This window comes from Bradyrhizobium sp. 17 (assembly GCF_023073515.1).
GTDB lineage: Bacteria > Pseudomonadota > Alphaproteobacteria > Rhizobiales > Xanthobacteraceae > Bradyrhizobium > Bradyrhizobium canariense_D.
Genome location: NZ_JADPJQ010000074.1, coordinates 22,981 through 37,835 on the forward strand (window position 1 = coordinate 22,981; position 14,855 = coordinate 37,835).

Consider the following 14,855-nt stretch of genomic DNA (forward strand, 5'->3'; position numbering starts at 1 on the left):
CGATGGCCAATCTCGGCATGATCGAACTATCGTTCATTCTGCTCGGCGTCATGATCGTGCTGCTGGGAAGTGGCATCTGGATCGCGGTTTCGCTGGGGCTTGTCGGCTTCGTGGCGATGGCGCTGACCACGAGCCTGCCGCTCGGCTCCGTGCTTGCGACCACGACATGGAGCGCAAGCTCGTCATGGACGCTGGCTGCGCTGCCGTTGTTCATCTGGATGGGCGAGATCCTCTTCCGCACCAAATTATCCGAGGAAATGTTCCGGGGCCTGTCGCCCTGGGTGCAGTGGCTGCCGGGGCGTCTGACCCATGTCAACGTGATCGGCTGCGGCATCTTCGCGGCAGTGTCGGGTTCGTCGGCGGCGACCTGTGCGACCATCGGCAAGATCGCGCTGCCCGAACTGGACAAGCGTGGTTACGATAAGGGCTTGAGTCTAGGCTCGCTCGCGGGCTCCGGCACGCTCGGCCTGCTGATCCCGCCGTCGATCCCGATGGTGGTCTATGCGGTCACGGCGAATGTCTCCGTGCTTCAGGTGTTCCTCGGCGGCTTCCTGCCGGGCGTGCTCGTGATGGTGCTCTATTCGGGCTACATCATCATCTGGTCGCTGCTGAACCCGAAGAAGATTCCGCCGCGCGATCCCCCGATGCCGTTCCGCCAGAAGCTGCGCGAGTCGGCCAGGCTTGCGCCCTGCCTGTTGCTGATCCTGGCAGTCTTCCTCTCCCTCGTGCTCGGCTTCGCGACGGCGACGGAATGCGCCGCCTGGGGCGTTTCGGGCGCGCTGCTGCTGGCGTGGTGGAGCCGCACGCTCACGCGCAAGAACTTCCTCGAGAGCATCATGAGCGCGACGCGCCTGACCTGCATGATCATGCTGATCCTGGCAGGCGCTGCCTATACGACCGCAGCGATGGCCTATACGGGCATTCCGGCGGCGCTCGCCACCTGGGTCCAGGGCCAGCAGCTGACGCCGGGCATGCTCGCGCTGTATCTGAGCATCATGTACATCATCCTGGGATGCCTGATCGACGGCATCTCGATGATCGTTCTGACCGCCGTGATCGTGCTGCCGATGGTCAAGCAGGCCGGTCTCGACCTGGTCTGGTTCGGCGTCTATCTCATCATCCACGTGGAGATGGCGCAGATCACGCCGCCGGTCGGTTTCAATCTGTTCGTGCTCCAGAACATGAGCGGGCGTGATACCTTGACCGTCGCGCGGGCGGCGTTCCCGTTCTTCGTCCTGTTGCTCGCCGCCGTGTTCATCATCACGGAATATCCGCAGATCGTGATGTTCCTGCCCAAGCTTGCTTTCCCAGACTGAGCGTACCGGTTTTGAAATTGACTGTGAGGAGAAGCCCGATGATGTCTCGTTTATTCCGCGCATCCTTGATCGCCAGCGCCGTGCTGGCTGCGACACCCGCTTTGGCTCAGACCAAATGGAATCTGCCGGCGGCATATCCGGCCGACAATCCGCACTCCGAGAATCTCGTCGCGTTCGCCAAGGACGTCGAAGCCGGCACGTCCGGCAAGCTCCAGATCACGGTTCATCCGGGCGCCTCACTGTTCAAGGCGCCCGACATCAAGCGCGCGGTGATGACCGGGCAGGCGCAGATGGGCGAAGTCTTGCTGTCGATCCACGAGAACGAGGATCCGGTATTCGGCGTCGACGTCGTGCCATTTCTGGCGACCAGCTTCCCGGATGCCATGAAGCTGTACCAGGCGTCGAAGCCGCTGATTACCAAGAAGCTCGATGCGCAGGGTCTGAAGCTCCTGTTCGTCGTGCCGTGGGCGCCGCAGGGCGTCTATGTCAGCAAGCCGCTTGCGACCATCGAAGACATGAAGGGCCTGAAATGGCGGGCCTACAACGTTGGGACCGCGCGCATCGGCGAGCTGGTTGGCGCGCAGTCGGTCACCATTCAAGCCGCCGAGCTGCCGCAGGCACTTGCGACCGGCGTCGTGAACTCGTTCATGTCGTCAGGCGGCACGGGCTACGATGCGAAGGCATGGGAGTCGCTGAAGTACTTCTATGATGTGCAAGCCTGGATCCCGAAGGACTACACCTTCGTCAACAAGGCGGCGTTCGAGGCGCTCGACAAGCCGACCCAGGAGGCCATCCTCAAGGCCGCCGCGACCGCGGAAACCCGCGGCTGGAAGGCCTGGCAGGACAAGAGCACCTGGTACATCGATCAGCTCAAGGCCAAGGGCATGACGGTCGAGCCGCCGAGCCCGGCCCTGAAGGCTGGCTTCCAGAAGATCGGCGAACAGCTCACCGCCGACTGGCTCAAGAAGGCGGGAGCCGACGGCCAGGCCCTGGTTGACGCCTACAAGAAGATGTGAGGACGACGGGGCTCGGCGAACCCGACTAGTCGAAACTGCGCAACGACTTCGCGGCGACACCCAACCGCCGCGGAGGTCGAGACAAGCTCAGGCCGAGATCGCCTTCGCCGATCCCGCTTCATTGCGCAGCAGGAATTTCTGGATCTTTCCCGTCGACGTTTTCGGGATGGGCCCGAACACGACGGCTTTCGGCGTCTTGAAGCCGCTCATATGCGAGCGGCAGAAGGCGATGATATCGGCTTCGCTCGCGCTCGCGCCGTCCTTCAGCTCGACGAAGGCGCAGGGCACTTCGCCCCATTTCGGATCGGGCTTTGCGACCACCGCGGCGAACAGCACGGCGGGGTGCTTGTAGAGGATGTCCTCGACCTCGACGGAGGAAATGTTCTCGCCGCCGGAGATGATGATGTCCTTGGAGCGATCCTTGATGATGACGTAGCCTTGCGCGTCGAGCACGCCGAGATCGCCGGTGTGAAACCAGCCGCCCTCGAAGGCTTCCTGCGTCGCCTTGTCGTTCTTGAGGTAGCCCTTCATCACGATGTTGCCGCGGAACATGACCTCGCCGATGGTCTCGCCGTCGCGCGGTACTTGCCTCATGGTCTGCGGATCGATGACGGTGACGGCTTCCTCGAGCGGGTAGGGCACGCCCTGCCGCCGCTTCAGGCTGGCGCGCTCGGCTGCGGGCAGATCATCCCAGCCAGGCTGCTCGGCGCAGACGGAAGCGGGGCCGTAGACCTCGGTCAGGCCATAGACGTGCGTCAGCTTGATGCCGATGCTCTCGGCGCCCTCGAGCACCGCGACCGGCGGCGCGGCACCGGCGATCAGGCCGACGACGCGGCGCGCGGCATCGCCCTTCGGTGCATCGGGCGCGTTGATCAGCGTGTTGTAGACGATCGGCGCGCCGCACATATGGGTGACGCCGTGCTGCTTGATCAGCTCGAAGATTTTCGTCGGCTCGACCTTGCGCAGGCAGACGTTGATGCCGGCGGCGGCTGCGATGGTCCAGGGGAAGCACCAGCCGTTGCAGTGGAACATCGGCAGCGTCCAGAGGTACACCGGATGCTGGCCGAGTTGGCCCGCGAGAATATTGCTGACGGCGTTCAGATAGGCGCCGCGGTGATGGGTGACGACCCCCTTGGGATTTCCCGTGGTGCCCGAGGTGTAGCTCAGCGCGATCGCATCCCATTCATCGCCCGGCAGGATCGCCGCGAAGTCAGGATCGCCTTGCGCGAGCGCGGCCTCGTACTCGATCTCGCCGATGCGCCCGCCGCCTTTGAAGGCGGCGTCGTCGACGTCGATCACGAACGGTTTTGGGCCACTCATCTGTGACAGCGCATCGGTGATCACGCCGGAAAATTCGGGGTCGACCAGAATGATCCTGGCGCCGCCATGGTCGAGCTGAAATGCGATCGAAGGTGCATCCAGCCGGATGTTCAGCGCATTGAGCACCGCACCCGTCATGGGGACGGCGAAATGCACCTCGTTCATCGCCGGAATGTTCGGCAGCATCGCCGCGACGGTGTCGCCGACGCCGATGCCCTTGCCGGCAAGGTACGAAGCAAAGCGCTTGCAACGCTCATGCGTCTCGCGCCAGGTGAAGCTGCGCCCCTCGTAGACCGTGCTGACGTGATCGGGATAGACCGCGGCGCTGCGTGTGAGAAAGCTCAACGGGCTCAGCGGCACGTAGTTGGCGGGCGTCTTGTCGAGGCCGATATTGTACTGGTTCTGCCGCTCGCTCATCGACACCTCCCTTACGCGCCGGCCTACAGGAATCCGATGGAGATCCACGGAAAGACGGCGACCACGATCAATCCTACCAGCAGCGCCAGCAGATAGCCCCAGATCGGCCTGATGCCTTCGGCCGGATCGACGCGTCCGATGGCGCAGGCGGCATAATAACCGACCCCGAAGGGCGGGGCGAATAGCCCGATACCCATGGCGAGAATGATCACCATGGCATAGTGCACCTCGTGCACGCCGACCGCACGCGCAATCGGAAACAACAGCGGCCCGAACAGCACGATCGCCGGGATGCCCTCCAGCACGCTGCCGAGGATGGTGAAGGCCAGGATCGAGACGGCGATGAAGGTCGCCGCGCCGCCCGGCAGTCCGGTCATGGCCGACGCCAGCGAGCGCGAGAACCCTGATTGCGTCAGGCCCCAGGCCATGCCGGTGGCCGTGCCGATGATCAGCAAGATCGCGCCCGACAGCGCGGCGGTTTCGACCAGCATCGGAAACAGCCGCCGCCAGTCGAAGCGGCGGTAGACCAGGAGGCCGACCAGGGCGCCATAGACGATGCCGATGGTGGAGACTTCGGTGGCGGTCGCGATGCCTTCGACCACGGCGTAGCGGATCACGAAGGGCAGCGCGAGCGCGGGCAGGGCGATGACGAAGGTCTTGCCGATCTCGCCGCCTGTGGCGCGACGGACATGGCTCATGTCCTCGTGGCGGTAGCGCCACCACACCAGCATGCACAGCGTGATCGCCAGCACCACCCCGGGCAGCAGGCCGCCGGTGAACAAAGCGGCGATCGAGACGCCCGTGACCGATCCGATCGTGATCAGCACGAGACTCGGCGGAATGGTTTCGGTCTGCGCGCCGGTGGCCGCAAGAAGCGCGACGAGATCGCCGGGCTTGGCGCCGCGCTGCTTCATCTCCGGGAACAGCACGGGCGCGACCGCGGCCATGTCCGCGGCCTTGGCACCTGAGATGCCGGAGACCAGGTACATCGCGCCGACAAGCACGTAATGCAGCCCACCGCGGACATGGCCGAGCAGGCTGGCCAGGAACGCCACCATGGCCCGTGCCATGCCGGTCATTTCAATCAGGAGCCCCAAAAATACGAACAGCGGCACCGAGAGCAAAATGAGGTGGCTCATGCCCTCGTCCATCCGCCCGATCAGTACCATGACCGGCGTGCGCGTGGTCAGTGCCAGATAGCCGAAGATCGCGAGCCCGAAGCCGAACGCGATGGGAACGCCGGCAAAGACGCAGAAGCCGGCGACGCCGACGAAGAAGATGACGAGGTTGAGATTGCCGAGCGGCCGCAGATATGGCTGCGCCAGCCAGAACAAGCCGACGACGACGGCAACGGCGACCGCGGCCGTCAGCACCATGCGGTAATCGACTGCGCGCAGCAGCCGCAACAGCGCGAACGCCGCCATCAGGCAGATGCCGGCCGGCAATGCCGCGGCGCGCCACATATTGGAGATCTGCAGCGCCGGCGTGGTGATGAAGCTTTCCTCGTAGGCGTAGTCCCAGGACGGCCAGACGATCAGCGCCAGGAAGGCCAGCGCCGCGCAGGTCGCGACCAGATCGAGCCAGGCCCGCGTGGCCGGCCTGGTGCTGGCGACGACCGCGGTCATGCGCATGTGCTCGGAACGGCGGAACGCCACCGCCGCGCCCAGCATGGCGAGCCACAGGAACAGGATCGAGGCCAGCTCGTCCGACCAGATCAGCGGCCGGTGCAGGCCGTAGCGCGCGACCACGCCGGCAAACAGGATCGCAATCTCGGCGACCACCAAAATGGCCGCCGGAATTTCGACGAGGAGACCGAGTGCGCGCTCCGTCGAGGCCAGCAAGGAAGGCCGGCGAGGGGACCGAACAGCCGCCTCGCCCGCCACTCCGCTCACTTCGACCTCAAGATGAGCCATGACGGCTCCAACGCGTTACGACAGCTTGCCGACGGCTTTTTCCAGCAGGTCCCAGGCCTGGTCGCCATATTTGCCTTTCCACTCGGCATAGAAGCCGGCGGAGCGCAGCTTGTCGCGGAACGGCGCGACCGCGGGCTGATTGAAGGTCAGGCCCTTGCCCGCGAGCTCCTGCTGCAGATTGGCATTGAGCTTGGCGGTATCCTCACGCTCCTTGAGCGCTGCGGCATTGATGTTCTTGGCGACGATGGTGCGCACATCCTCGGGCAGGCTGCTCCACGCCTTGCGATTGGCCAGGAACCAGAAGCCGTCCCACATGTGGTTGGTCAGCGAGCAGTATTTCTGCACCTCATAGAGCTTGGCGGTCGAGATGATCGCCAGCGGGTTCTCCTGGCCCTCGACGATCCTGGTCTGCAGCGCGGAATAGACCTCGGCGAAATTGATCGAGGCGGGCGCCGCATCGAATGCCTTGAACATTGAGGTCCATAGCGGCGACACCGGCACGCGGATCTTGAAGCCCTTGAGATCGTCCGGATGGGTGATCGGCTTGCTCGACGACGTGGTCTGGCGGAAGCCGTTGTCCCAAATCTTGTCCATGACTTCGAGCCCGGCCTTCTTGATCTCGCCGCGGACAAAGGCGCCGAGATCGCCGTCCATCGCCTTCCAGACCGTGCCGTAGTCCGGGAACGCGAAGCCGATGCCGTTGATGGACGCCGCCGGTACCAGGGTCGACAGGATCAGCCCCGACAGCGTGAAGAACTCGACGCCGCCGGACCGGATCTGGCTCAGCATGTCGGTGTCAGACCCGAGCTGGTTGTTCGGGAAGATCTGGAGGTCGAACTTGCCGCCTGTCTCGGCCTTGATCGCCGCGGCCATCTCCTTGGCGCGCACGTTCAGCGGATGCGTGTCCGGCAGGTTATTGGCGTATTTGTAGGTGAACTCGGCGCTCTGGGCGCGGGCCACATGGGGCGCACTGAGGCCGCCCAGGACCGCGGTCGCGGCGGAGGCCTTGAGAAGCGTGCGGCGGGAAAAGCTCATGGGTCTGCTTCCTCGGAAAGTTTGTTGTTGTTCTGAGATGCAAACCTATACGGACGGAAGGTCAGAAGGTCATCTGCGATCTCGCGAAGCCTCGCTTATTGCAGCCGGACATCCTCACGGCAATATCGGCTTTCGGCGGCATCGGCCCGATTCAAAAACCGAAAAACAACCCCATGCACAGTAGCCGTCGAAAGTCGGGACCACGTCCGACGGCCAGCCTGGAAAAGGACCGGGAACGAAGGTGCGATAAGAGGAATTCTAGCTAAATAACTGATCTGATTTGATATAATGATATTCCATAATATACCTTATGCGAATCGTGGATATGGCTGTGCAGGTCAGGCCAGATCATTCCGCAGCTACCCAGAACCCCTCTTTCGGATCAAACTTGTGCCAACAAATCCCCGGGCAAACCGACGCAGCGGTTGTCGCCACGGCAGCATTGGGAGGTTCGTCATGCAGGAGAACGTCGCCCGCGCAGACCGCTCGCGCGCCATTCCATTCGACGCCGCCAAGCTCGACCGCCTGATGGAGGCTGCCGGCCTCGACGTCCTGGTCGCGACCTCCAAGCACAATGTGCAGTACCTGCTGGGTGCCGAGCGCGCGATCTTCTTCGACTACATGGATGCGCTCGGCGTCAGCCGCTATCTGCCGGTGCTGGTCTATCCCAAGGGCGCACCCGACAAGGCGGTTTATGTCGGCCACCGTCTGGAAACCCATCAGCGCGCCGTGGCGCCGCCATGGGTGGCGCAGGTGCGGACCGAGTCCAACGGCTCGGTCGATGCGATTACGCGGGCCGTAAGCCTGATCCGCGATGCCGGCGTGCCCCTGAAGCGGGTCGGGGTCGAGATGGCGTTCCTGCCGATGGATGCGGGCCGGGCGCTCAGTGACGCCCTGCCCGGCGCCGAGCTCAAGGACGCGCTGCTGGTGCTGGAGCGGCTGCGGGCGGTGAAGTCGGCGGACGAGCTTGCGAAGCTCAAGACGGCGTCCGAACTGGTGATCGCCTCGATGCTGGCGGTGATCGCCGGGCACGGGCCGGACACGACCAAGCAGCAATTGTCGGACGCCTTGCGGCTCGCCGAAGCCAATCGCGGGCTGACCTTCGAATACTGCTTGCTCGCCTGCGGCAACAGCCACAACCGGGCGCCCTCGGCGCAGCGCTGGGAGCAAGGTGACGTGCTGTCGCTCGATTCCGGCGGCAATTATCACGGCTATATCGGCGACCTCGCGCGCATGGCCGTGCTCGGCGATCCCGATGCCGAGCTGAAGGACTGTCTGGCCGAGATCGAGGCGGTCCAGCGCGCCGCCTTCGCGGCGGTCAGGCCGGGCGCCATGGGCGGCGACATCTACGTCGCGGCCGAGCGGCAGCTCGCGAAGATCACCCAGCGCGACTGCACGGAGTTTTTGGCCCACGGCATGGGCCTCGTCAGCCACGAGGCCCCTCGCCTGACGGCCAAAGGTCCGATCCCCTACGACGACACGGATGCGCGGCTGCCGCTCGAAACTGGCATGGTGGTGTCGATCGAGACCACGATGAAGCATCCGAAGCGCGGGTTCATCAAGCTCGAGGACACGGTTGCGGTGACGGCGACGGGTTACGAGATCTTTGGCGAGGGTGGTCGCGGCTGGAATTTGGGTGGCAGTTCGCTGTAGGCTGGGACCGCGCGCACAGCAGACATCTCGCTCTCGGCCCAAGCCCAGCCGGGTCGTCAACCCCTGTCCTACACCGCCATGACCTAGACTTCCGCGGAAGCGGTAGCTCGCGGCATGCGCATGACCTGCTCGAGGGCGTGTGGGTGCTTCAGCACGGCAAGCGTCTCGCGTGCGCTGAGGCTGCTGACGACTTCCTCGAAATCGTCGCTCTGCTCAATCTTGGCCCGGCCGATCGCGAGATCTATGTCGATTTGGCCCGATTTGCGCGGCGGCGTTTCGAGGGACTGCATGTGCGGTCCCAGCAACGCGGGATTCTGTCTAAGTTCGATCAGGGCCCCGTGTGGCTCGATTCGATCCAGGCTGGCAAGCTCTCTCGCCCTCTGCAGCAGCGCCGGCACGCGATTGTCCTCCGGGGTTGCAAACAGGCGCGCCATTCGCGGTGCCGTCGAGGTGACGAGACCGATCGGAATGGCGCAAACCAGGCCGATGATCACCGGTGACATCCAGAGCAGCAGCGGAAGCGACACGGCGTAGGCGCTTGCCGCCATGGCCAGACCGCATAGGGTCGGCACCGTGAACTTGCGATAGACTTCGTCGCGCGTGATCCTGCCATCGCTTCGCCGTTGCACTTGCCAGCCCGCGTCACGGCCCAGCAGGATCTCCGCCACGGCGGTGGATTGAAAGATCATCATTGAGGGGGCGATCAAGGCGGCAAGCAGGCTCTCGGCGACCACCGCCAGCAGCACGCGAAATCCGCCGCCGAATGCCTGCCGTTCCGCACGCTTGGTGAGCAAAACGAGGTAGGCCAGCAATTTGGGCACGATGAGCAGCCCCATTGTCGCGGCAAAGACCCAGGCGGCGAGCACGGGATCCTGTGCGGGCCACGTTGGAAACAACGAGAAGCCCTTGGGAAAGTACTCCGGCTTGACGAAATAGGCCTGCAAGGAGGTCAGGATTCCGAGCAATAGAAACAGCAGCCACAGCGGCGCGGTGAGGTAGGATCCGATCCCGGTCAACAGGTGAAGCCTGGAGACCCAGTGCAGGCCTCGAGCCGGTAGAACGGCAAGATGCTGGAGATTGCCCTGACACCAGCGGCGGTCGCGCGCCGCGAAATCCAGAAGCGACGGGGGCACCTCCTCGAAACTCCCGCCGATACCTGGAGCCATGAAAATTCCCCATCCCGCTCGTCGCATTAGTGCGGCTTCGACAAAATCGTGGCTGAGGATATGGCCGCCGAAAGGCTTCCTCCCGCGCAACTCGGGCAGGCCCGCCTCTTGCGCAAAAGCCTGCACCCGGATGATGGCGTTATGTCCCCAGTAGTTGCCCTCTGAGGCGTGCCACCAGGTGTTCCCGGCCGCGATCAGCGGGCCGTACAAACGACCCGAGAACTGCTGAAGCCGGCTAATCAGGGTTCGCGCATTGACGACGATCGGAAGCGTTTGAATCAGCGCGGCTTGCGAGTTCGATTCCATCGCGCCCGCCAGCCGCACGATGGTCTCTCCGCTCATCAGACTGTCCGCGTCGAGAATGATCATGTAGTCGTAGGCGCCACCGAACCGCCTCACCCATTCGGCGATGTTGCCGGACTTTCGGGCGGTGTTGTCGGATCGGTGACGATAGTAGAGATGGCCCGAACCGCAGTTGCGCTGCAGTTCCAGAAACGCAAGCTCCTCGGCAATCCAGATGTCCGGATCTGTCGTGTCACTGAGCAGAAACCAATCGAACAACGGGTCCTGTCCGGTTTCGTCGACCGACTCGTACATGGCGCGGAGTCGCGCCATGAGATGGTGCTGATCCTCGTTATAGGTCGGCAACAGCATCGCCGTTCGGCCGGTGATCGTGGGCAGCGGACCCTGGCTGTCAATTGGCAGCACATCCGGTCGCCCCCGCAGGAGCACAAAAAAACCGGCGACTGAAGACACGAACGAAAACGCGATCCAGGCGAGCAGCACGAGAAACAGCCCGAACACCATGCCTTCGAGGACCGTGACGCCACCAACCTTGAGAACATCGTACATCTCAACAGCGCCCGCAGCGGTAATCGCGACCGTTCCGCCAAGAATGAACAGGCGTCGCGCTGCAACGGCAGGGGCGGTCCGCAGTCGCCCCGGATCGGCACGGTTAGTCCGGTCCAATCGGCAAGGCTGCATGGGGAGAGGCGTTTCGTCGGGAAGATACCGAGTGCCAAGCTCAAGCGAGAGCGCGGGCGAGGTCGTCAGGGCGCCCATCGGTAAACCCAGACTTCAGAGATCGGCTGTTCGCCCTGCATCAAGATCGCCCTCAACTCGATCGGCGCGTCCTTCACGGCGCACTGGAAACTCAGGCGCCAGCCACCGGTTTCCGGGTTTGGCTGTGTGACGACGTTCTTGATCTCGGATTTGTCGGCGCTGACGGCACCCCTTACCTTGTTGGGATCGACCGCCTTCAGTCCGTCCCCGACGATTTCGAGCACGAACAATTTGCTGTCGTCGCCCCGCGCGCCAACGCCTGTGCGGGTGAACCGAGCCAGCGAATTGGGCTTCGGCGCGTCCGGACCCCAGTGCAGACGGTAGGTGTAGTTGTTTTCGCTCTTGGCCTGGAGAGCTGTTTTCGGGCGCCAGAAGGCGGCGATGTTGTCGTGAACTTCCTCCTTGGTCGGGATCTCAAAGAGGACCACACTGCCCTCTCCCCAATCTCCGATCGGTTCGACCCAGAGGCTTGGGCGACGCTCAAAGCGCGATTCGATGTCCTCGTAGGCAAAGAAGTTTCGTTCCCGCTGCATCAGGCCGAAGCCGCGAGGATTGAGATCATTGAATGTGCTGGCTTGCAGATCGCGCGGATTGTTGAGAGGACGCCAGAGTTGCTCGCCCTTTCCGTTGAACACGGCGAGCCCATCGGAGTCGTGCACGGCAGGGCGGAAATCGTCGACATCGTGTCGGTCGTTCGGACCGAAAAAGAACATGCTTGTCATGGGCGCCAGGCCGGCATGCTGCAGCTCGATCCGCGGATAGAGCGACATCTCCACGTCGAAGACCGTCGGAGCGCCCGGCCTGATCGTGAAGCGATAGCTTGCCGTAGCGCTCTTGCTGTCAAGCAGCGCATGGACCACCACAGATGTGGCACCCGGCGCGGGCTTCTCCAGCCAGAACGCCTTGAAGAAGGGAAATTCCTCCCCCTTGCTCTCGCCGGTATCGATCGACAGACCGCGCGCGGACAGGCCATACGTCTCGCCTTTGGCAACGGCACGGAAGTAGCTGGCGCCGAGAAACGCGCAAACCTCGTCGTAATAGTCGGGGCGATTGATCGGGGCGTGAATGCGAAACCCGGCAAACCCGAGATCGGCGTCCGGTACCTGGCCGATATTGTCGCCGAATGCAAAATCGTCGCGCCGGTACCTGATCGGTACGGCTCGTCCGCCGGCGACCTCGTAAATGTCGACCCTGTTCTTATAGAAAAAGCCGCGGTGGAAAAACTGAACCTCGAAGGGCAGCTTCTCGCTACGCCAAGCCGCGCGCTCCGGCAGAAAGCGAATTGACCGGTACTGGTCGTAGGTGAGATCCTTGAGCGCGTCCGGGACCTTTTCCTCTGGTGGCGCAAAGGGCTTACTCGCCAAATTGCGGGCAAGGTCGCGGACATAAGAGGGACCAAACGGCAACTCCGCCGCCGATGCCGCAGAGACTGCGCCAGGTAGTAATGTCGCCAATGGCGTCAATGCCGAGGCTTCCAGGAATTGCCGGCGATTCAACTGTGCTACCCGTTCGGTTCCAACCGCAGTGCAACCCCCTCGTCGCGAACGAGTTCCACGAGCGCCGCCGAATCCGGGCGGAGTGTGGCCGACGACCTCGTCGAGCGGGCTTGGGGCGATTTCGCGCTGCTTGGCCTTGGTTGCGCCTGCAGGACAAGCTGCAATTTCCGATTGCGCATTCTTGAGCCAGGGCGGCGCGCAACGTTGTAGCCCCGAAGGTAACTGGATGATCGCTCTAGCGCACGAGCAGCAACTCCAGCTGGCTCTGCGCTTTCTTGACCGCCGTCGCATACCAGCTCTGGCTTGGTGCCTCCTTGGCGAAGCACGCCGTGTACGCGGTCATCGCGTTGTCTTCGCGGGTGATGTCGCCGCGGGGGTCTTTCTTGTCGATGGGTTTGGCCATCATCTGCTTCCAGACCTTTTCGCAGGCCGGGATCTCAGCCGTCTTCACCGCGTCGCTTGCGGCGAGAAAGAAGACCTTGTCGCCATGGATCGCGACGACGTCGATTTCATGCGGCGGTCCCTTCAGGTCGCCATTGCCGCGCACGCCCAGCACGGCGACGGCCGCGCTCGCTCCCGCGGGCTTCGTGATCGGCAGTTCGGCGTATTTGGCGAAGGCGGAGTCCTGGATCGCCTGATAGTAGAAGCGGTCCGATTTGAAGGCCGCGCCGATCTCCTGCGGCATGCCGTCCTCGCGGTGCTCGCGAAGCCAGTGCCTGAGCAAGCCGGTCGTGGTCGCTACCGCTTGCATCTTGTCGCCTTCGGAGGCGAAGCCGAGGCCGTCGAGATGGCCAAAGCCGGAGTCGCCCTTGAAGAGCGTGTCCGCATTCGTCTTGCCGTCGGCCGGCAGTCCCTTGATCACGACGGGGCCCACCAGGCCGCGCAGGACGCCCGTCAACTCCTTGAGCGCCGCATCGTGCTGCTTATAGGTCTCGTCGTTCTCCGCAGCTTTCGAGAACTTTGCGATGTAGCGATCGCGCAGGTCGAGATAATGCTGCTCGGGCGTGGCCGCATCGGCGGGCGTAGCAAAGACGAGCAGGCAGAGCAAGGCAAGCGATCTCATGCGATTTCCGGAAAGGCGGGGAGTGATCTCCAGTCTTTGTGCCGGTGCCGGGCCGTAAGGTTCATCCGCGCCGGACGAACGCCCTACTCCGCCGGCGTCAGTTGCTGCCGGCTTGGGCGCATCGCAGCCGTCGCCCGCACGCGGACACGGGCGCGGCGCTTGCGCCACCAGATCACGATTCCGGTGACCGAGAGCGCCGCCACCACCAGCCCCATGACCGAGATCAGAATGCGGCCGAACAGCCCGACGATGCGGCCCGAATGCAGCGGGAATTGCGCCTGTACGAAGATGTCGGCGGCGGTGCCGACCCAGGGCAGCCGTTCGCCGATCGGACGACCGTCCTCGCTGTCGTAATAGAGCTGCGCCGGGCCGACGCCGCCGGCGCCGTGATCGTCGCCGGGGTGGAAGAAGGCCGCGGCATAGACGCCGTGGGCCGGGCCGTGATTGACCGAGCCGACCGGGATGGTCCACCCTCGCCCCTTGCCGTCGACCGCCGCGCGCGCGGCGATGTCGGCGAAGCTGACCTTGGGCTCGATGGGGTCGTCGAGATCGCGATACGGCCGCTGCTCATAGGGCGTCGGCGTGTAGTTCGACACCATTTTCATCAGCGGCGAGAACACCTCGAAATAGAGGTTCAGCGAGAACGCCGTGAAGGCGATGATGAAGAGCACGCCCCAGGTCCACAGGCTGAAAGCGCGGTGGATATCGAAATTGATCCGGTAGGCGCTGCCTGACGTCTTGATGGTCCACGCGGGCGCCCAACGCGCCCAGAAGCCGCGTTCGAGCTGGCGCGTGACCTGGGGTGCCCGCGCCGCCCGGGCGCGCCGGCGCGAGGGCAGCGTCAAATACAAGCCGACGAAGCAGTCGATGGTCCAGATGATGGCGATCACGCCGAGCAGGCGCATGCCCCAGCGGTCGCTGCCCCAGAATTCCGGGATGTGCATGGTGTAGTGCAGCTTGTAGAGGAACGAGACGAAGTTTTCGCGCGTCACCGGCCACACCGCGCCCCAATAGCGCCGGCCGAGCTCGGCGCCAGTATTGGGGTCCAGAAAGATCTGATTGTAGTCGAGCGGATAGCGCTTGCCGGTCGCGGGATCGATCCTGGGCATGACGAAGAACCACAGCGAGTGGCCCTCCTCCGGCGTCATGAACAGGTAGACAACGCGCGCGCGGGGATCGCGCTGCTCGATCATCTTGGCGAGATCGATCGAGGGAATGGCCGGGCCCTTGCTGCTGACGTCGAACAGATGGCTGTTCAGGACCTCGTCGATCTCGTGATCCCAGGAGATGATCGCCCCGGTGATACCGGAGAAGAACAGGAATCCGGCCGTGAGCAGTCCCGCCCAGCGATGCAGCTTGCCGAATATCGCTCTCATCGTCTTCTCTCATCAAGCAGGC

General features: G+C 63.7%; 10 protein-coding genes. 3 read left to right on the plus strand and 7 right to left on the minus strand.

The features are described from left to right. Nucleotides 1-2 precede the first annotated feature (2 nt). Both IVB13_RS15220 and IVB13_RS15225 read left to right on the plus strand, forming a co-directional pair. The gene (locus IVB13_RS15220) at nt 3-1,316 is read left to right on the plus strand and encodes a TRAP transporter large permease subunit (protein ID WP_007591091.1); all 1,314 of its coding nucleotides are present in this window, start codon (nt 3-5) and stop codon (nt 1,314-1,316) included. A 38-nt stretch (nt 1,317-1,354) separates the two neighbouring features. Then, entirely contained in the window at nt 1,355-2,332 is a 978-nt protein-coding gene (locus tag IVB13_RS15225; protein ID WP_247296753.1) for a TRAP transporter substrate-binding protein, read from the plus strand. Nucleotides 2,333-2,419: 87 nt separating this feature from the next. Here IVB13_RS15225 and IVB13_RS15230 read toward each other — a convergent pair whose 3' ends face one another. From IVB13_RS15230 to IVB13_RS15240, 3 genes are read right to left on the minus strand one after another with little or no spacing between them, the layout of a single operon-like run. Beyond that, the gene (locus IVB13_RS15230; RefSeq protein ID WP_204511187.1) at nt 2,420-4,069 is read right to left on the minus strand and encodes an acyl-CoA synthetase; all 1,650 of its coding nucleotides are present in this window, start codon (nt 4,067-4,069) and stop codon (nt 2,420-2,422) included. A 23-nt stretch (nt 4,070-4,092) separates the two neighbouring features. Further along, nucleotides 4,093-5,982, minus strand: coding sequence for a TRAP transporter large permease subunit (locus IVB13_RS15235; RefSeq protein ID WP_247405488.1), 1,890 nt, complete (start codon nt 5,980-5,982; stop codon nt 4,093-4,095). A gap of 15 nt (nt 5,983-5,997) precedes the next feature. After that, nucleotides 5,998-7,017: a TRAP transporter substrate-binding protein gene (locus IVB13_RS15240; RefSeq protein ID WP_018457847.1), complete on the minus strand. Its 1,020-nt coding sequence runs from the start codon at nt 7,015-7,017 to the stop codon at nt 5,998-6,000. A 456-nt stretch (nt 7,018-7,473) separates the two neighbouring features. Here IVB13_RS15240 and IVB13_RS15245 point away from each other — a divergent pair, with 456 nt between their 5' ends. Next, nucleotides 7,474-8,670 (plus strand): Xaa-Pro peptidase family protein, encoded by a 1,197-nt coding sequence (locus IVB13_RS15245; protein WP_247489435.1) that lies wholly within the window; start codon nt 7,474-7,476, stop codon nt 8,668-8,670. Nucleotides 8,671-8,753: 83 nt separating this feature from the next. On the opposite strand, the gene mdoH is transcribed toward IVB13_RS15245, so the two are convergent. From mdoH to fsrB, 4 genes are all read right to left on the minus strand, one after another. Next, nucleotides 8,754-10,898 (minus strand): glucans biosynthesis glucosyltransferase MdoH, encoded by a 2,145-nt coding sequence (gene mdoH, locus IVB13_RS15250; protein WP_026233451.1) that lies wholly within the window; start codon nt 10,896-10,898, stop codon nt 8,754-8,756. Continuing rightward, nucleotides 10,886-12,394 (minus strand): glucan biosynthesis protein G, encoded by a 1,509-nt coding sequence (locus IVB13_RS15255; protein WP_026233450.1) that lies wholly within the window; start codon nt 12,392-12,394, stop codon nt 10,886-10,888. The genes mdoH and IVB13_RS15255 overlap by 13 nt, the downstream gene beginning before the upstream one ends. Before the next feature lie 235 nt (nt 12,395-12,629). Next, nucleotides 12,630-13,457 carry a hypothetical protein gene (locus IVB13_RS15260; protein ID WP_018457843.1) on the minus strand — a complete coding sequence of 276 codons (828 nt, stop codon included), beginning with the start codon at nt 13,455-13,457 and terminating at the stop codon, nt 12,630-12,632. Between the two features lie 83 nt (nt 13,458-13,540). After that, nucleotides 13,541-14,833 carry a siderophore utilization protein FsrB gene (fsrB, locus tag IVB13_RS15265; protein WP_018457842.1) on the minus strand — a complete coding sequence of 431 codons (1,293 nt, stop codon included), beginning with the start codon at nt 14,831-14,833 and terminating at the stop codon, nt 13,541-13,543. Between the last annotated feature and the right edge of the window lie 22 nt (nt 14,834-14,855).